The following is a 17401-nucleotide window of genomic DNA, read 5'->3' as shown; positions in this document are numbered from 1 at the left end:
AATAATTTATCTTTTTGCGTGTCGTTTAACTTATCGAAAGGTTTTTTTTCATACTATTATTCCAACATAATTTTAATGCGAGGTTCCAGATGAATTCATTAGCTAAAAAAGTGACGATTTTACAAGTCCTAATCGTTTCAATTTCTATTTTCGCATTTATCGTATATATCAACTTTTATTTAGGTACGTATATCAAACAAGAGACCGAACAAAAAATCACGATGAGTATCACCGAACTTGAAAGAACCGTACAAGTCTACAACAGTGCATTGGAAGATACGGCTTTGAAACTCTATAGAATCTTTGAATCCCGATTCGGTAGCTTTGCACTCCATCCTAACGAAACTATCAATGTAAACGGGGTTAAAACTCCGCGCATCACCGCCGGTGATTTTACGCTCAATAACAATTTTGCTTCCGTCGACGCTTTCACGAGTTTAACGGATGCCGTTGCAACCGTTTTCGTCAAAAGCGGCGATGATTTCGTCCGTATTTCAACTTCTTTGAAAAAAGAAGACGGTTCCCGTGCTATGGGTACTTTTTTAGGAAAAAACAGCCCTGCTTATACTCCGATTATGAGTAAACAAAACTATATCGGCAATGCCCGTCTCTTCGGTAAAGACTACATTACCGTTTATGCGCCCATTATCGAAGACGACCAAGTTTTGGGTATTCTTTTTATCGGTTACAACTTCACCGACGGTTTAAAAAACCTTAAAAAACAGATTAGCCAAATGAAAATCGGCGAATCGGGTTATTTCTACGCGATTAATACCAAAGGCGAATCTTACGACATTCATCCCCAATACGATACGAAAAAAATCGCATCTGAATTGGATAAAAAAATTCTGACGCAAAAACAAGGCTTATTTCATATTTCGCAAGACGGTGCAGAAAAAATCGTCAGCTTTAAACCGTTTGACAAATGGAATTGGATTTTAGTCGCAGAAGCAAACGAAGCCGATTTTCAAGTCGCCAACCAAAAACTGCTCAATACCCTCATTATCGCATCGCTTATCATGACAATCGTTATGTTAATAATTATTTGGCAAATTATCAACCGCATTATCGCAAAACCGCTTCATCATTTAATTGTGAAAGCAAAAGAGCTTTCAAGCGGTAACGGAGATTTGACGCGTAAATTGGAAGTCAAAGGAACAGATGAGATCGCACAGGCGAGTGAACAAATCAATCGATTTATCGATAAAGTCCATGATTTGATTTGTAATGCCAAATCTATGTCAAGCGAAAACTCTTCTATCTCCTACGAACTTTCAACAACTTCGTTACATGTCGAAAAATTAGTCGAGCAATCAACCGATATTGTTTTGCAAACAACGACGCAAGCAGAGCAAGTCAAAAACAATATGACGCAATCGATGTCTTATGCCAAAAACAGCAAAGAGGATATGACAAAAGCTAACCAATCCCTCCGATCTGCCAGTCAAGCCGTTATCGAACTAACCAAAGAAATTCAACAAAGCTCTATGACCGAAATAGAACTTGCGCAAAAACTCAGCCAATTAAGTGCCGATGCGGAGCAAGTGAAAAGCGTCTTAACGGTTATCAGCGATATCGCCGACCAGACAAATCTTTTGGCTCTCAATGCCGCAATAGAAGCCGCACGCGCGGGTGAACACGGACGAGGCTTCGCGGTCGTTGCCGATGAAGTACGAAAACTAGCCGAAAGAACGCAAAAAAGTCTTTTTGAAATTAACGCGACCATTAACGTTATCGTCCAAGCCATCGTCAACTCAAGCGATCAGATGAGCCAAAACTCTCACAAAGTCGAAGACCTCGCCAATCGTGCTCATAAAGTAGAATCAAGCCTACAAGAAAGCTTCCAATTGATTGATGCTGTAACGAAAATTACCGAAAATACCGTTGACGATTACCTCAAAACAGGTAATGAAATCGAAATTATTATTGCTAAAATAGCTCAAATTAATAAAATCTCAACCGAAAATAGCCGTAGCGTTGAAGAGATTGCTTCTGCGGCAGATCATTTGAGTAAAATGACGGAAAATCTCAATCAAAAACTCGGCGAATTTCGAACTTAAAAGTTGGGAAAAAGCTTATGGGAGCTAATTAGTCTTATTTATTAAAAACGATTTTTTGTATTTAACTATATAATTTCCGTATCAATAAAAATTCTTATTTAAAGGATATACATGTTAGTTACCAATAAAGCTCCGGATTTTACGGCGACGGCTGTTTTAGGCGATAATCAAATTGTGGATAATTTCAACCTCTATCAAAATTTTGGCTCCAAAGGAACCGTACTTTTCTTTTACCCTTTGGATTTTACGTTCGTATGCCCTTCCGAAATTATCGCTTTCGATAAGCGTTTAGGAGAATTTACAAGCCGCGGTATTAATGTTATCGGCGTATCAATCGATTCTCAATTTTCGCACTTTGCATGGAAAAATACACCGGTTGACCACGGTGGAATCGGACAAGTTAAATTCCCACTGGTTGCGGATATTACTAAACAAATTTCCCGTGACTACGACGTACTATTCCAAGAAGGTGTTGCACTACGCGGATCGTTTTTGATCGACAAAGACGGTACTGTAAGACATGCAGTCATTAACGATTTACCGCTTGGTAGAAATATCGATGAAATGCTAAGGATGATCGATACGATGCTCTTTACGAACGAGTACGGTGAAGTATGCCCTGCCGGTTGGCAAAAAGGCGATAAAGGCATGAAGGCGACGACTGAAGGTGTTGCAGACTATCTTGCACATAACTCCGATAAACTTTAATCTTTAAGAAAGAGAGCATTAGCTCTCTTTCTTTTTCTTTAACTCTCTCAACATTCTCTATTTACAAAATCGACAATGCGAAACGGAAGCGATAACATCCATGCGTAAAATATGAATATTTTGCTTTTCTTCCAATGCCGCTTGATAATCGAATAAATTTTGATCGTAATCGCTATCCTCGATCGCGCCACAAGACGCACACACTACATGAATATGAGGTTTTGAATAAATATCGTAACGCATTTTACCGTCGGCGACATTAACTTCAATAACAATACCTTTTTCTTTTAACATCGCAAGGTTTTTATAAACCGTCGCAAGCGACATAGAAGGATTCTCTTTTTTCAGGGAATCGTATAAATCGTCGATGGTCGGATGCGTTTTTTTGTCCAGTTCTTTTAAAACAGAAATGCGTTGGGGCGTTGCTTTAAGCTCTTTGCTTTTGAGTAGCTGAATAAAATCATTCATCTCATTCCCCTCCTCTTTAAAAATTTTCTATATCATGCCATACGATCGTTCAAATTAGATGAAAAATTTCTAATTAATATTTTTTATTTATTATTATACAATAGTAGAATTTTCTGAGCGATTTGAGGTGCCGAAATGCCGAGCCGCTCTTCAACAAGATGCGTTTCTCCATGTGTAATAAAGGCATCTTCGTACTCAAAAGTATGGATTTTAGCGGATAAATCGTGTTTTTCTTTAAACGATAAAAGCAACGTGCCGATACCGCCTATTTTAGCGCTATCGCTTATTACGTACCATGTTGCGTAATGCTTAGAAAGTGACAATAATGTTGTCTCGTCTAACGGCTTGGCAAAGCGTAAGTCAACAAGACCGACTTGAATGCCTTGTGCTTTTAAAAGGTGCGCAACCTCAATCGCTTTTCCTACGCCGCTTCCGTAGCCGACCAAAAGAATCGAGTCTTTTCCTTCTTGTAAGGTTTGTGCTTTTGCATATTCAAACGGTAGAGAGGCAAAAGCACTACAGTCGCCGAAAGAACCTCTTGGATAGCGAATAGCAAGAGGACCTTCATGCATATACGCATAGCGTAGCGCTTCATGCATACTTGCTTCATCACGCGGTGCCATCAGCGTCATATTCGGAATTGCGCTTAAATACGAAATATCAAAAGCTCCTTGATGCGTTTCACCGTCTTCACCGACAATGCCGGCTCTATCAATCGCAAAAACAACGTTCAAATTCAAAATACAGGCATCATGAATCACTTGGTCGTATGCTCGTTGTAAAAAAGTAGAGTAAATACTTACGAAAGGTTTAAAACCCTCTTTTGCCATAGAACACATCGACGTAACGGCATGTTGTTCGGCAATCGCTACATCCCAAAAACGATTGGGATACGCTTGAATTAACGGAGACAAACCCGTTCCACTCGGCATTGCGGCAGTAACACCGACGACATTGTCATGCTCTTTTGCCAGAGCCATCAATGCTTCCGAATACATCGTTGTGGCATTTTTACTTACACCTTGCTTGATCGCTTCGCCGCTTGCAACGTCAAATGGTCCCACGCCGTGCCATTTTTCATAATACCCTTCCGCCATTTCATACCCTTTTCCCTTAAGGGTCTGTGCATGAATAATAACGGGCTTTTTAAGGCTACGAGCCGATTGCATCGCGCGAATAAGGCTTTCTAAGTCATGTCCGTCAATCGGACCGATATAATCGATACCTAACTCTTCAAACAAAATTCCCGGCGTAATCAGTTTAAAACTCTCTTCAAATTTTTTCGCCATATACGTGGCACTTTCGGGGAGGTACTGTAAAATCTGTTCGGTTGTTTTTTTAATTTTTTGATAAAAATCTCCGGCCATGGCTTGAGAAAGAAATTTACTGATAGCTCCGATAGGTTTTGCGATACTCATTTTATTATCGTTCAGGATAATTACGACAGGATAACGTCTATCGCCTAACTCGTTTAATGCCTCATACACCATCCCCGCACTTAAAGAACCGTCGCCGATTAACGCGACCGGAAGACGTTTGGCCTGTTCGCCCTTTAATGCAATAGCTTTAGCGGCTCCTACGGCTAACGAAATCGATGTCGAACTGTGTCCGGCAATAAAATAATCGTAAGGAGATTCATCCGGCCTTGTATAACCGCTAATGCCGTCTAAAGTTCGAAGCGTATCAAACCGTCCCCATCGATCGGTTAAAAGCTTGTGCGTATATGCCTGATGGCTCACATCGAAAATAAAAGGATCATTTTGGGCGTCAAAGACGTAATGCATCGCAACGATAAGCTCAACGGCACCGACGTTACTGCTTAAATGTCCCCCGTTATGGCTGACCGTTTGAATAATTTTTTGCCTAATCTCTTCACATAAATGGGTTAATTCTTCAATCGATTGTTTGCGTAGCTCTTTCATAGTTTCCAATACTTCTTAATTTTCTTGTAATAAATATTTTACTTTTTCCAAACGCACGGCTAGATTACCGTCAAGATTCCCTACGTCGCTCAAAACGATAACGCCGCCTAAAGTAACGGCATCGTCGGAAACCACCGTAATTTTCTCTTCTCCCGCATAAAGTTCTTTGAGAAAATCAAAATCTTTCGGGTTGACTTTAAGTTCGATTTTCATCGCCTCTTTAACTTCTTTGAGCAAAGCTTTTGCCAAAGAAGCCGCCACTTGGGAGCTTGAGCTTGCTATCTCTTTTTTAATCACTTCTTTTGCGATTTCAAAAGCACTGACGCTCATATCGGTTTCAATTTTTTCTAACTTTTCATCGATACTTTTATAAAGCGTATCTAAATGCATAATAGACTTGAGATAACGCGATTTTATCTCGGAGAGCACGCCCTCGGACTCTTCTTTTGCTTTTTGATACCCTTGTGCATAGGCATTTTCTCTTTCACGCGTTAACTCTTCCGTGAGTCGCTTGCTAAAATCTTGTTCTTGTTTTTCGATTTGAATTTGTAACTTAACGACATTTGACGTCAATTCATCGGTTTTTTTTAAAAGTTCTTCGATAAATTGATTTTGCGCGCCCTCTTCAATACGCGTAATCGTAACGACTTCGTCGGAAGGCGTCTTTATCTCTTGCGGTTCAAAAGCATCTTGCATGTATTCGTCTTGCGTCGTGACGATAGCATCGAGATTCCCGTTCGTACCTAAGACTTTAAAACGATAGCGCTGAATCGAATGGTCGTCAATGCGATCTTTATCAATAATATTATCTGCCATCTTAACCTATCATTTCTTCGGCTTCGCCGATTTGTAATATGCCTTGCTCGGCCAGTTTTTGCACCTCTTCGACAATTTTACGTTGAGCTTCTTCAACGTCCTTGACGCGCACCGCACCAAGGAAGTTCATCTCCTCGACAAATGCTTCTTGAGCACGTTGAGACATGTTGTCGAAAAATTTGCGTTTGAGATCGTCGATTGATCCTTTTAAAGCAATCATCAAATCGCGTTTATCGGCAACTTTTAGAATTTCTCGTACCGCATTTCCGTCAAGTTTCATAATATCTTCAAACGTAAACATCATATCTTTGATAACCGATGCTAATTTTTCATCGGCCTGCTCAATATAAGCAATGGTTGTTTTAGATGCTTTTTGCCCCAAACGGTTCAAAATTTCGGCAACGGCTCTTGGACCGCCGACTTCGACCTTATACGATGTCAACGATTCGAGTTTGTTTTCCAACACTGCCGAAACACGTTTCACGACGGAGGGTGAAATTTCACCGAGGTTTGCCATTCTGATCGTTACTTCGCTTCTAAGCTGATCGGGGAAAAAAGAGAGCGTCTCTGCCGCACTCGTAGGATCCATATGCGCCAAAATAAGTGCCACGGTTTGAGGATGCTCATTGATAATAAAATCACCCAACTGTTGAGGCTTAATTTGGGAAAGATACCCAAAGCTTTGCGAATTTTCCATCGATTTAGAGAGCTTATCTAAAATTTTTTGTGCATCTTCGGCACCGAACGTTCGGTATAAGATCTCTTTTGCGTATTCCAAGCCTCCGCTTCGAATATATTGATTAGACTGAAGAATAACGTAAAACTCTTCTAACACGGCATTGGCAACGGCTTTATCAATATTTTTTGCCGTTGCGATATATTTGGAGATATCCGTTACGACATCGATTTCCATATGTGAAAAAAGATTTGCCGTAGAATCTTCCCCGAGTTGTATCAATAAAATAGCCGCTTTTTCCGCCATAGTTAGTTCATTGTAAAGGGTTTTTTGTTCTTCCGTTAATTTCATTATCCAAGATCCTTTGAACTATTACGCGTATCGAAATCCCCCTCGTTACGAATCATCGATTGCAATAAAGAGGCAAACTCCTCGCTCTTTTGTTCCGCCAAGTGTTTCAGTTTCTCAAGTAAGACGTCGTATTTTAAACTTTCTTCATTAAAGTCTTGCCCGATACCCAATTGATCTTCGACTTTTTTACGTGCCTGTTTGAATTTTTCTAATGTATCTTCCGCACCCTCTTCTTCGTCTAGTTTAATCGGTTCAACTTCATCTTCGAAATCGTCCAACTTTGTCTCAACCATTTTTTGACTAAACGGAAGAATAACTTTTTTGTAAAAAACGAAGAGTAAAATTGCAACCATAAGATATTTAAGCAAAGGAACCAACGGCATAACGTAACGAGAAACTTTTTCCATAAAGTCTTTCGTCGCAACACGCGTTCCATCGCTTGAGAGCGGTTTAAACTCGAAATTGCTGACGGTCACTTCATCGCCTCGCGTCGCGTTATACCCTACCGTTTGGCGTACGATATCACGAATAGCGTCCATCTGCTCTTTGCTCAAAGGCGTATATTCTAATTCGCTTTTTTTATTTCCTTTTTCGTCTAAACCGTATTTATACGCACCGTCAACGACGACTGCGGCAGTAATGCGTTTAATTTTGGCAAATTCGTCTTTGGAGTTAACAACTTTTTTAGAAATTTCATAATTCGTCGTGGTCGAACTTTTTTGGTATGTTTCACCCTTTTTCGTACTCTCTAACCCTTGCACCGGACCGATATTGCTAATAGCACCCGGTACGCCTCCGACGTCTTGAGGTTCTTTGCCTTCACGTTTCTCTTCGATGCTTTGTTCGCTTCTCGGTACCGAATTGGGATCGTAAATTTCACTGACGGAATCTTGTTGCGAAAAATCAAAATCAATCGTTACTTTAGCGTTGACTTTATCGATACCGCCGATAACAGGGGCTAATACGTTAATAATTTTCTGTTCGATATTGTGTTCAAACTCTTTTTTATAGCGGATTTGACTCTTAACAAGTTCGCCCTGAAATAAATTGCTGTCGTTATCGCCTAAAGGTTCTCCGTCTTGATTAACAATCGAGACGTTTTCTGCCGTAAGGTTGGCAATCGACGCGGCAATAAGATTTTTAATACCCGTAATTTGTTTTAAAGAAAGGCTCATGCCCGATCGAATATTTAAAACGACCGATGCAGTAGGCGATGCTTGCTTTTGTGCAAAAACCGTCTCTTTGGGTACAGCGATATGAACGCTTGCATTGGCGATCGGTCCTAAGCTTTCGATCGTACGGGCAAGTTCGCCTTCCAAAGCACGGATATATTTGATTTTTTGTTCAAAATCGGTTGCGCCGAATTCCGTTTTATCAAAAATTTCAAAACCGACTTTGCTGTTTTTCGGGATACCTTGTGCGGCGATAGCGATACGTTGTTTATGCACCATCTCCGAGGGAACGGCTATCGTTCCTTCGTTTAAAATTTTATAAGGCACTTTATCTTTTTCGAGTTGTTGAATAATCAACGCCGAATCGCCCGCGGTAGTATTTTCAAACAAAACACTATACCCACTCGTATTGGAAGAGTTGCTGTTTTTATACAACATTAAAAACACTAGAAAACCGATCAGCACGACAATAGACATAGCCGCAACGATGCGCTGGCGTAACGTTAAGTTTTGAATAAGCGTCGCTATCTGATTTAAAAGCGTTCTAAACTCCATGTATCTCTCTTATTTATAAAGGGTTTTAAAGCATTCAAAAAAGCGTGCGTTTTGTTCCGGCATTCCGATAGTGACACGAATCGCATTCATACCGTACGAGCCTAAGTTTCTAACGATTATACCTTTTTCCATCAACTTTTGTGCTATCTCTGCGGAGTTTTTCGTAGCATCAAACTCTAAAACGATAAAGTTTGTGTAACTTTCCATCGATTTAAATCCGAGTTCTGCGGCAAACGCTTCGTACGCTTTCATTTGCTCAAAATTTTCACGAACGGAAGCCTCAACAAACGTTTGATCGCTCAATGCGACAATGGCGGCTTTGAGCGTCAGGCTGGTAATATTAAAAGGTGCTCTCAGTTTTAAAAAAGCTTGAATCATCTCAGGCTGAGCAATGCCGTATCCGCAACGCATACCGCCCAATCCGTATGCTTTTGAAAACGTTCCCGTATAGATCGCGTTAGGATATTTGCTAATCAAATCATGCGCATCGATATTTTTAGCGGGGTCTTTAAAACGTGCGTATTCCAAATACGCCGCATCGACAACTACCAAGGTTTCGCGATCGATCTGATCTAAAAATGCGTACACGTCTTTAGCGTCTAAACACTCGCCCAAAGGATTGTTTGGAATACAAAGCATAATGATAGAAATATCCGGATTGGCTTTGTAAATTTCCAACATCTCTTTCAAATTGTGTCTGGCGGATGGCGTTTTAAGTACTTTGGCACCTGTTTGTAACGTATAAATTTCATACATCGCGAACGTAATTCCCGCCATTAAAACTTTCGTACCGGCATTGGCTTTAGCATGAATCGCCATTTCAATCACTTGGTCGCTTCCCGAGCCGATGATAATATTTTTATCTTCGACGCGATACATGTGCGCTAAAGCCTCTTTGAGTTCATACATACTATCATCGGGATAACGATTCATATGTACGGCTTCCGCACGTACCGCTTCGATCACTTTCGGGCTGCATCCCCTCGGATTTTCGTTGCTCGCCAGTTTGATAACGTCTTTGGCCTCAATACCGTACTCTCGTACGACAAGTTCAATCGGTTTACCCGCTTCATACGTCTTTAAATTTGCTAAAACCCCGTTAAATTGCATTCTTCATCCTCCGCAAATATAGCTACCGAGCCATTTAATATCATAACGATCTTTATTTTCTTCGATCACTCTTTGGACATTTTCGTCATCGATATGTCCCTCAAAATCCATATAAAACATCGATTGAAAGCCTCGTTCTTTCGTCGGACGCGATTCGATCTTCGTAAGATTCACTTTTTGGGCTTGAAACGTCTGCAAAAATTCGACCAGTCCGCCCGGTTTATCGTCCGTCTTTGCCAAAATCGACGTTTTGTTATGAATACCTTTTTTATTTTTAAAATCGCTGAGAATTAAAAAGCGCGTTTGATTCGCTAAATTGTCTTCGATTTTTCCGAAAAGTATCGGTAAATTGCACAATTTTGCCGCAATATGCGAGCAAATCGCCGCAGCACCCTCTTCTTCACTCGCCTTTCGCGCGGCTTCAGCCGTGGATTTTGTAGGTACGAACTCAATACCTAAGAGCATATGTTCTTCTAAAAATCGTCGGCACTGATTGTAGCCCTGCGGATGGGAGTAGATGCGTTTTACCTTTTTAATATCCTCGCACGCGGTTGCGAACGAGTGATGAATATCCATGTAAATTTCCGCAACAATTTTGGCACTAAATTTCCCCAAACAATCAAGTGTCGTTCCTACCGCACCTTCGGTATTGTTTTCGACCGGAACGACTCCGTATTTTGCTTCTTTGTTTTCCAGCGCATGAAAAACCGCTTCAATCGAACTTACGCCGATGTAATTGCCCATAGCTCCGAAACGACTCTCCGCTACTTGATGCGTATAGCTTCCCTCCGGCCCTAAATACGCAATCTTTTCCGGAAATTCCAAATTGCGGCTGACGGCAAAAACTTCCAAAAAAATAGCGTCGATCGCCTGAGGATTGAGTGCGCCTTTGTTCAGCAATTTTAGACGATCCAAAATCTCTTTTTCACGTTCAGGACGGTAAATTGACGTCCCGCTCGTTTGCTTGACACGTCCAATCTCTTTGACGATTTCCATACGATCGTTTAAAAATTTTAAAATTTGGTTGTCGATCTCATCGATTTGTTTTCGATACGTCTCGATCTCTTTCATACCATACCCTTTAATCATACACTCATTTTTTTCACATGTAAGGCTTACCCTTACATATACGCTTCTTCCAAAGCGATCATATCCTCGAAACTTTCGCGTCGACGAATCAAACGTCCTTCTCCTTGCTCCAACGCAACCTCGGCGACACGCGCACGAGAATTATAATTGCTACTCATTGCAAAACCGTAGGCACCGGCACTCTTTACGATCAAAAGATCGTCGTGTTCCAGAGGCGGCAATGCAATATTTTTCGCAAAAAAATCACCGCTTTCGCAAATCGGTCCAACAACGTCGCACAGACTCGTATGCTCCTTCGATTTTCCTTCGGCTTCAATTTCGTGATACGCTTGGTAAAGGCTCGGACGAATCAGATCGTTCATAGCGCCGTCGATAATCACGAAACGCTTATGACCGTTTTGCTTTTCGTACAAAACCCGTGTTAAGAAGAAACCGCAATCGCCGACCAAATAGCGTCCCGGCTCGCATACTAAGGTGACGTCAAGCCCACTCATCGCACTAAAAATCGCTTGGGCGTAATCGTAAAGCGCGATTGTCTCTTCGTCGTTATAACGAATGCCGATTCCGCCGCCGACGTCGAAAAATTTAATGTCGACGTTCAAAGCTTTCAAGCTGCGCACCAGATTCGCAAGTACGACGGCCGCTTCTTTAAACGGCGTTACGTCGGTAATTTGACTTCCGATATGAAAATGGATTCCTACGGGATCAAGCGAAGATACATTTTTAGCGTAAAGGTACATACGTTTTGCGCTTTCAACATCGACGCCGAACTTGTTTTCATGCAATCCCGTCGAAATATACGGATGCGTTTTGGGATCGATATTGGGATTGACGCGAATACTAATACGTGCGACTACGCCTAAATTCGACGCAATGGTTTCAACACGCTTCATCTCTTCTTCACTCTCTAAATTGAGCATCAAAATATCGCTTTTAAGCGCTTCTTCGATCTCGTCGTCTCGTTTGCCGACACCGCTAAAGATAATTTTATATTTAGGAACGCCTGCTTTTAAAGCACGTTTGACCTCTCCGATCGAGACACAATCGCATCCGGCGCCTAAATCTGCCATATGCTTTAAAACCGAAAGATTAGAATTGGCTTTTAGTGCGAAGCAAATTAACGATTTACGCGCTTTAAAAACCTCTTTAAGCGCTAAAAATTTTTGGGAAATCACGTCAAAATCGTAAACGTATAAAGGCGTACCGTATTGTTGAGCTAAAGCAGAAAATTTCGTCATTGTGAACCTTAATAGAGATAACTGCTTTATTTTATCGAAAAGTTCAACAAAAAACGATTAAACCCTTTAACGTTTGGTGTAGAAATAAAGAGCGGTAAACACTAAAAGAACAATCGGAAGTAAAATAGCAACTTCCGAAAATAAAACGCCGCTAGCGGCTAAACGGCTCAATAAAAAAAGTCCGCTCCAAACAATTAGCGTAATAAAAGCGAACAAGGAAGCGATCAGCGCACTGTTGTAATACCTGCCCATAATAGGGGCTTTAAAATACAAAATAACCAGCAAAAGCGGTGCGAAAAACGGAAAAAAGAGCTGATAGAACAGCGTCGCTTTAATTTTACTCGTATTGATACCCTGAGAATCGAAAAAATGTAATGCGTCGATGCCGTCGCTGATGGACAAAGCATATTCGCTTTGATAGACGTTATCCATAATTTTAGGCTTAAAATCTTGCATTGTTTGCAGTTTAGCGACCTTCTCGATTTTTAAGCCCGCATCGTCTAAAGAAGCGACATGCGGTTTATGCGTGATCGTGACATTTTCCAATACCCAATAATGATCGATAAACGTCGCCGTATCTGCGCGTATCACTTTTGATAAATCCGTGTGGTCGACTTCGAAAATCGCAATATCGTATGCAATTTGTTTGAGCGGATCTAGTTTTTTAAAATAAACGTATTGATTATTGTGTTTGAGAAACAGGTCTTCGGAATTGCTTGAGATACGATTGTACTTTTTAAGATTGGAACCGTATTCATACGCATACGCAAAATCGGTACTGTTGAGCCCGATATAGCCTAACGTAATCGCTAACGCCGTAATCACGAAAGGGCGAATAAACGCTCTTTGAGAAATACTCGATGCGTACATACAAATAAGCTCATTTGTTTTCAGCATACTAAAATAGGTCACGATCATTCCGAAAACAACCGAAAGAGGCAAAACGTAATTGACCGCATTCATACCTTGAAACAATGCGTACAATAATTGTAAATTTGCAGAATCCGGAATCGTATTGTAGTTGGTTAGGATATCGACGCCGACGTAAAAAAGATCGAGTGCGATAAAGATAATAAAAAAGTTTTTGAGATAATTGACAACAATGTATTTCTCAAAAAGTTTCATACCTCATCCCCGCCGCATAACGTTTGTTTGAGGGAGTATTGTAGCGAAACTTCTTTTAAATCGTGCAGGAGCAATGCTTGAACGCTTTTGGTGACATGTACAAGAATTTCGGGTAGAAATTTTCTTTGACAGGCCGAGAAATCGGAAAGTACGTATTTTGCCACATCGCTTTTGTGTGCCGGTTTCCCGATACCGATACGAACCCGCGTATACTCGACTCCGATATGCGCGTCAATCGAACGAAGCCCGTTATGCCCTCCGTGTCCGCCGCCGATTTTAAAACGCAGGGTTCCGAAAGGAAGGTCTAAATCATCGTGAATGACGATCACGTGGTCGGGTTTAAAATAATCGCTTACCGCCCGTACGCTCTCTCCGGAAAGGTTCATATAGGTCGAAGGTTTAAGCAAAAGCATGGAAGGCGCTTTGAAAAGCTCGCCTTTAAAATTGGTTTTGGTAATTTTTTCACACGAAGTTTGGCCGTCGATAAGTCCATCGACGACCATAAAACCGACGTTATGTCGATTGTTTTTATACTGTAAGTCAGGGTTACCTAAGCCTACGATCAGTGTCATTAAGCGTTACTTCGCTTTAATAACTCCGGCTACGGAAACGCGGGTTTCATCAACGATTTTAACATTAGCGGGAACCGTAATATCGCGAACAAGAACCGTATCGCCTACGTCAAGATCGCTTACGTCGATCGTAAAGTCGTTCGGTAAATTCTCAGCCGTACATTTAACCGCTAAACGTTTTTTAGATTGAATCAAAACGCCTTTATTTTTTGTACCTTTCGGTACGCCGACAAGTTTAACGGGAACAAGGTATTTCGTCAATACGCCCGGAAGTGCAATACGCAAATCTACATGTAAAAGATTACTGTTGACTGGATCTCGTTGGTAATCTTGAATCACGACGTTGTACTCGGTACCCGCAACTTTAACAGGGAAAATGAGGCTGTCTTTGCTCTTTGCTGCTTTGATGAATTCGTTTGCTTTAAATGCAGCATTGATGTTTTGTTCACCTTTACCGTAAATATTAGCAATTAGATATCCATCTCTACGAAGCGCTTTAGTAGCCTTTTTTTCGATACTATCTCTAATGATGCCTTCTAACATAGTTTTCCTTTGTAAAAAATAAGGGAGATATTATATAAAAACAAATCTAAAAACTCTCTAAATTATTTTTTAAGACTGATAATATCTTTATCGTACGTTTGCAACTCTTTGATGTTGGTCGCAGATTCGGATTTTCGGATCTCTTTTTGACTCTTATCGGCATCGTAAAAATCGAGTGCCATCGTAAGATCGTTGCGGCTGGTTGCGCTTTTGAGAGCTTCGTCACGGGAAATTCTTCCTTCCGCATAGAGGTTTAAAAGCGATTGATCAAACGTTTGCGTTTTATAAACCTCTTTTCCTTCTTTGAGCGCATCGGGAATTTCACTCTCTCTTCCTTCCAAGATCAGCGATTCGATTCGAGCGTTTTTTACCAATATTTCCACTGCCGCCGTTCGACCGTGATTCACGGTTTTAACCAGACGTTGCGCAATGACGCCTTGCAAAACCGATGATAAAGACATCTTAATGCGGTTTTGTTCGTTTCCGGGAAACATTCCGATAATACGCCCAACCGTCTCTTTGGCATCGATCGTATGCAAGGTTGAAAGCACCAAGTGACCCGTTTCTGCGGCATGTATCGCAGTTTCTATCGTCTCCAAATCCCGCATCTCGCCGACGAGAATGACGTCCGGATCTTCACGTAATGCCGCGCGCAAAGCATCCGAAAACGTTAACGCATCTTGTCCGATCGCACGCTGGTTAACAATACATGCTTCGTCTTGATAGATAAATTCTACCGGATCTTCGATCGTGATAATATGCTTTCTTTGAGTTTTATTGATGCGGTTGATAATCGAAGCAAGGGTCGTCGTTTTACCGCTTCCCGTAGGTCCCGTGACCAAAATCAGTCCTCTGGAAAGATCGCTTAACGTATTAATAATCGGCGGTAAATGAAGCGACTCCACGGTCGGCAAAACCATCGGAATCGTTCGAAATACCGCCGAAACGCCGTCGACTTGGAAGAACATGTTAACACGGAAACGATAATCGTCGTTGAGCTTAAATGTAAAGTCGATGTTTTTCTTTTCGACCAGCTCGCCGAAACGACTTCGTAACAACTCTTTTGCCAACGTTAAACCGTCGGCATGGCTCAACGCTTCTTTCGTAAAAGGAACGATTTCACCGTTAATTCGCCCTCGAATCGTCGTTCCCGTTTTGATATGTAAATCGCTGCCTTCATGCTCGACTAATTTACTCAAATAAAATTTAAGCTTTTTCGTCATTTCAAACGTGAGTTCATTAACGTTGACTTCAACACTCATTTTGAAACTCCCTTGTCTTATTTTAGTGCGTCTAAAATCTCCGTAAACGCCTCTTTAAAGGCATCAAGTCCTTCGTGCATTAGCTCCTCGCAAACGCTTTCGATTGCAATACCGTTTGCCGCTAACGCATTAAAAAAGTTATCGATTAAGTCCGTACGAACCTCGACTACAAGATTGTCTCTCGTATCGGCGACAAAAGCGTAGATCGTTCCAAGAGGAGCCGTATTAATCGCATTTTTAACCAAAAGTTCTTTAATATAATAATCCGGACTTAATGCATTGCCCTTCACGCCCGTACTGGCAAATAACGCTCTAACGTTAGGCATAGCGTCGTGCTGAATCGCGGCATAACATCGTAATGCATTCATGACGCCGACTCTTCCGGTCGGGAAATCGATCGCTTTTAGCGCATCGTCGAGTTTGCGATCGAAACGGCTGACAAAAATACTGATGACGGCTTGCGGCAATGCATGAACGTTTCGTGCCTTTAAAGCGTCGTTCGCTTTGCGAAAAGCTTCCAAACAACGATGTGTTTGCTCGATGGAAAAAATGAGCGTCGCATTGACGTTAATGCCTTCACTCAAAAGTGCTTCCATCGCAACGAATCCCGCTTGCGTCGCCGGAACTTTGATCATCACGTTAGGGTATCCGATCGCCTTAAACAGCCTTTTCCCTTCCTCGATCGTCTTTTGAGCGTCGTCGCATAAAAAAGGATCGACTTCGATACTAATAAATCCGTCATCGTTTTTTTCATAAGACGGTAAAAGTTTGCTTGCGGCCAAAGTCACGTCTTGAATCGCTAAAGCCTCATAAATTTCCTTAGCCGGTCGACCTTTTAAAGCGGCTTTATCTTCGGCGTAAGCCGAAGAGCTTAAAAAAGCCGACTTGAAAATTGCCGGATTGCTTGTTGCCGCGTTGATAATTTTTTTCTCGATTAATTCCGTAAATTCGCCCTCTAAAAAACTGCGTTCGACAAAATCGCACCACAATGAAAACTTGATATCGTCTTTATACATGTTAACTACCTACTTACTTAAATAAAATCTAAAAGACGGCGCATATCTTTTTCGTCAATGACGATATTAGCCGCATTTTTTAAAATCGGTTTTGCGCAAAACGCTACTTTTTTTGCCGCGCATTCGAACATCGAAATATCGTTAGCTCCGTCACCTACCGCAACGGTATTTTCGTAGCTGACATGTAACAAATTTTGAAGACGGCGTAACATGTCGCCTTTGGAGAAGCCGAACATCATATCGCCGCCAACACGGCCGCTGAGATGATTATCTTTCACATGTAAGACATTCGCAAAATCCGCATCAAAATCCAAAAACGCTTTAGCCGGCGTTGTAGCAATGCGAAAACCGCCGCTAAACACGACAACGTTGTAGCCTTGCGCTTTCAGTCCCTTAATGGCATCTTTCGCACCGTTCATCAATGGAAGCGAAGCACAAATTTCTTCCGCTTTTTTGGCGTTCATCCCTTTTAAAAGTCCTACGCGCGTGCTCAAACTTTCAAAAAAATCGAGTTCTCCGCGCATCGCCGCTTCGGTAATCGAAGAAACTTCGCGAAATACTCCGTGTTCTTTTGCCAAAAAGTCAATCGTTTCTCCGTCCATAAGCGTTGAATCAAAATCAAAAACGCATAACTTCATTCCGTACAAGCTCCTTTACGACTCTTCGCATTTTTTATGCGGATAAAAGAAACTATTATAACACGTGCTTGCTTACAATC

Annotated in this window: 16 protein-coding genes; 2 read left to right on the top strand and 14 right to left on the bottom strand. The window is 41.4% G+C overall.

The annotated features are described in order from the left end of the window. The first annotated feature begins 89 nt into the window (after positions 1-89). A complete protein-coding gene (locus OA34_RS01055; RefSeq protein ID WP_039671981.1) occupies positions 90-2060 on the top strand; it encodes a methyl-accepting chemotaxis protein in 1971 nt (656 codons plus the stop codon). A 111-nt stretch (positions 2061-2171) separates the two neighbouring features. After that, positions 2172-2768 (top strand): peroxiredoxin, encoded by a 597-nt coding sequence (locus tag OA34_RS01050; protein ID WP_039671980.1) that lies wholly within the window; start codon positions 2172-2174, stop codon positions 2766-2768. A gap of 57 nt (positions 2769-2825) precedes the next feature. On the opposite strand, the gene OA34_RS01045 is transcribed toward OA34_RS01050, so the two are convergent. The 14 genes from OA34_RS01045 to serB form a co-directional block, all read right to left on the bottom strand. Beyond that, positions 2826-3236, bottom strand: a complete 411-nt coding sequence (locus OA34_RS01045) for a Fur family transcriptional regulator (RefSeq protein WP_039671979.1) — start codon at positions 3234-3236, stop codon at positions 2826-2828. Between the two features lie 83 nt (positions 3237-3319). Beyond that, entirely contained in the window at positions 3320-5158 is a 1839-nt protein-coding gene (gene dxs, locus OA34_RS01040; protein ID WP_039671978.1) for a 1-deoxy-D-xylulose-5-phosphate synthase, read from the bottom strand. A 15-nt stretch (positions 5159-5173) separates the two neighbouring features. Further along, on the bottom strand, positions 5174-5974 hold the full coding sequence (fliH, locus tag OA34_RS01035; RefSeq protein WP_039671977.1) for a flagellar assembly protein FliH: 801 nt from the start codon (positions 5972-5974) through the stop codon (positions 5174-5176). Position 5975: 1 nt separating this feature from the next. Continuing rightward, positions 5976-7004 (bottom strand): flagellar motor switch protein FliG, encoded by a 1029-nt coding sequence (gene fliG / locus OA34_RS01030; protein WP_039671976.1) that lies wholly within the window; start codon positions 7002-7004, stop codon positions 5976-5978. Continuing rightward, positions 7001-8728 carry a flagellar basal-body MS-ring/collar protein FliF gene (fliF, locus tag OA34_RS01025; protein ID WP_039671975.1) on the bottom strand — a complete coding sequence of 576 codons (1728 nt, stop codon included), beginning with the start codon at positions 8726-8728 and terminating at the stop codon, positions 7001-7003. The genes fliG and fliF overlap by 4 nt, the downstream gene beginning before the upstream one ends. A 9-nt stretch (positions 8729-8737) precedes the next feature. Then, entirely contained in the window at positions 8738-9838 is a 1101-nt protein-coding gene (gene hisC / locus OA34_RS01020; protein WP_039671974.1) for a histidinol-phosphate transaminase, read from the bottom strand. Positions 9839-9841: 3 nt separating this feature from the next. After that, the gene (gene pheA, locus OA34_RS01015; RefSeq protein WP_039671973.1) at positions 9842-10909 is read right to left on the bottom strand and encodes a prephenate dehydratase; all 1068 of its coding nucleotides are present in this window, start codon (positions 10907-10909) and stop codon (positions 9842-9844) included. Positions 10910-10959: 50 nt separating this feature from the next. Further along, a complete protein-coding gene (lysA, locus tag OA34_RS01010; protein ID WP_039671972.1) occupies positions 10960-12165 on the bottom strand; it encodes a diaminopimelate decarboxylase in 1206 nt (401 codons plus the stop codon). A 66-nt stretch (positions 12166-12231) separates the two neighbouring features. Further along, positions 12232-13290, bottom strand: coding sequence for an LptF/LptG family permease (locus OA34_RS01005; RefSeq protein WP_039671971.1), 1059 nt, complete (start codon positions 13288-13290; stop codon positions 12232-12234). Beyond that, a complete protein-coding gene (gene pth / locus OA34_RS01000) occupies positions 13287-13862 on the bottom strand; it encodes an aminoacyl-tRNA hydrolase (protein WP_039671970.1) in 576 nt (191 codons plus the stop codon). Before pth ends, OA34_RS01005 begins: the two co-directional genes overlap by 4 nt. A gap of 6 nt (positions 13863-13868) precedes the next feature. Further along, entirely contained in the window at positions 13869-14405 is a 537-nt protein-coding gene (locus OA34_RS00995) for a 50S ribosomal protein L25/general stress protein Ctc (protein ID WP_039671969.1), read from the bottom strand. Between the two features lie 62 nt (positions 14406-14467). Next, positions 14468-15667, bottom strand: a complete 1200-nt coding sequence (locus tag OA34_RS00990; RefSeq protein ID WP_039671968.1) for a type IV pilus twitching motility protein PilT — start codon at positions 15665-15667, stop codon at positions 14468-14470. Positions 15668-15684: 17 nt separating this feature from the next. Beyond that, the gene (locus OA34_RS00985) at positions 15685-16683 is read right to left on the bottom strand and encodes a transaldolase (RefSeq protein WP_039671967.1); all 999 of its coding nucleotides are present in this window, start codon (positions 16681-16683) and stop codon (positions 15685-15687) included. Between the two features lie 17 nt (positions 16684-16700). Next, positions 16701-17321: a phosphoserine phosphatase SerB gene (serB, locus tag OA34_RS00980; RefSeq protein ID WP_039671966.1), complete on the bottom strand. Its 621-nt coding sequence runs from the start codon at positions 17319-17321 to the stop codon at positions 16701-16703. Between the last annotated feature and the right edge of the window lie 80 nt (positions 17322-17401).

It is taken from the genome of Sulfurospirillum sp. MES (genome assembly GCF_000789415.1).
GTDB lineage: Bacteria > Campylobacterota > Campylobacteria > Campylobacterales > Sulfurospirillaceae > Sulfurospirillum > Sulfurospirillum cavolei.
Note: the sequence above shows the minus strand (reverse complement) of the source record. Positions and strands in the feature narration are given on the sequence as shown.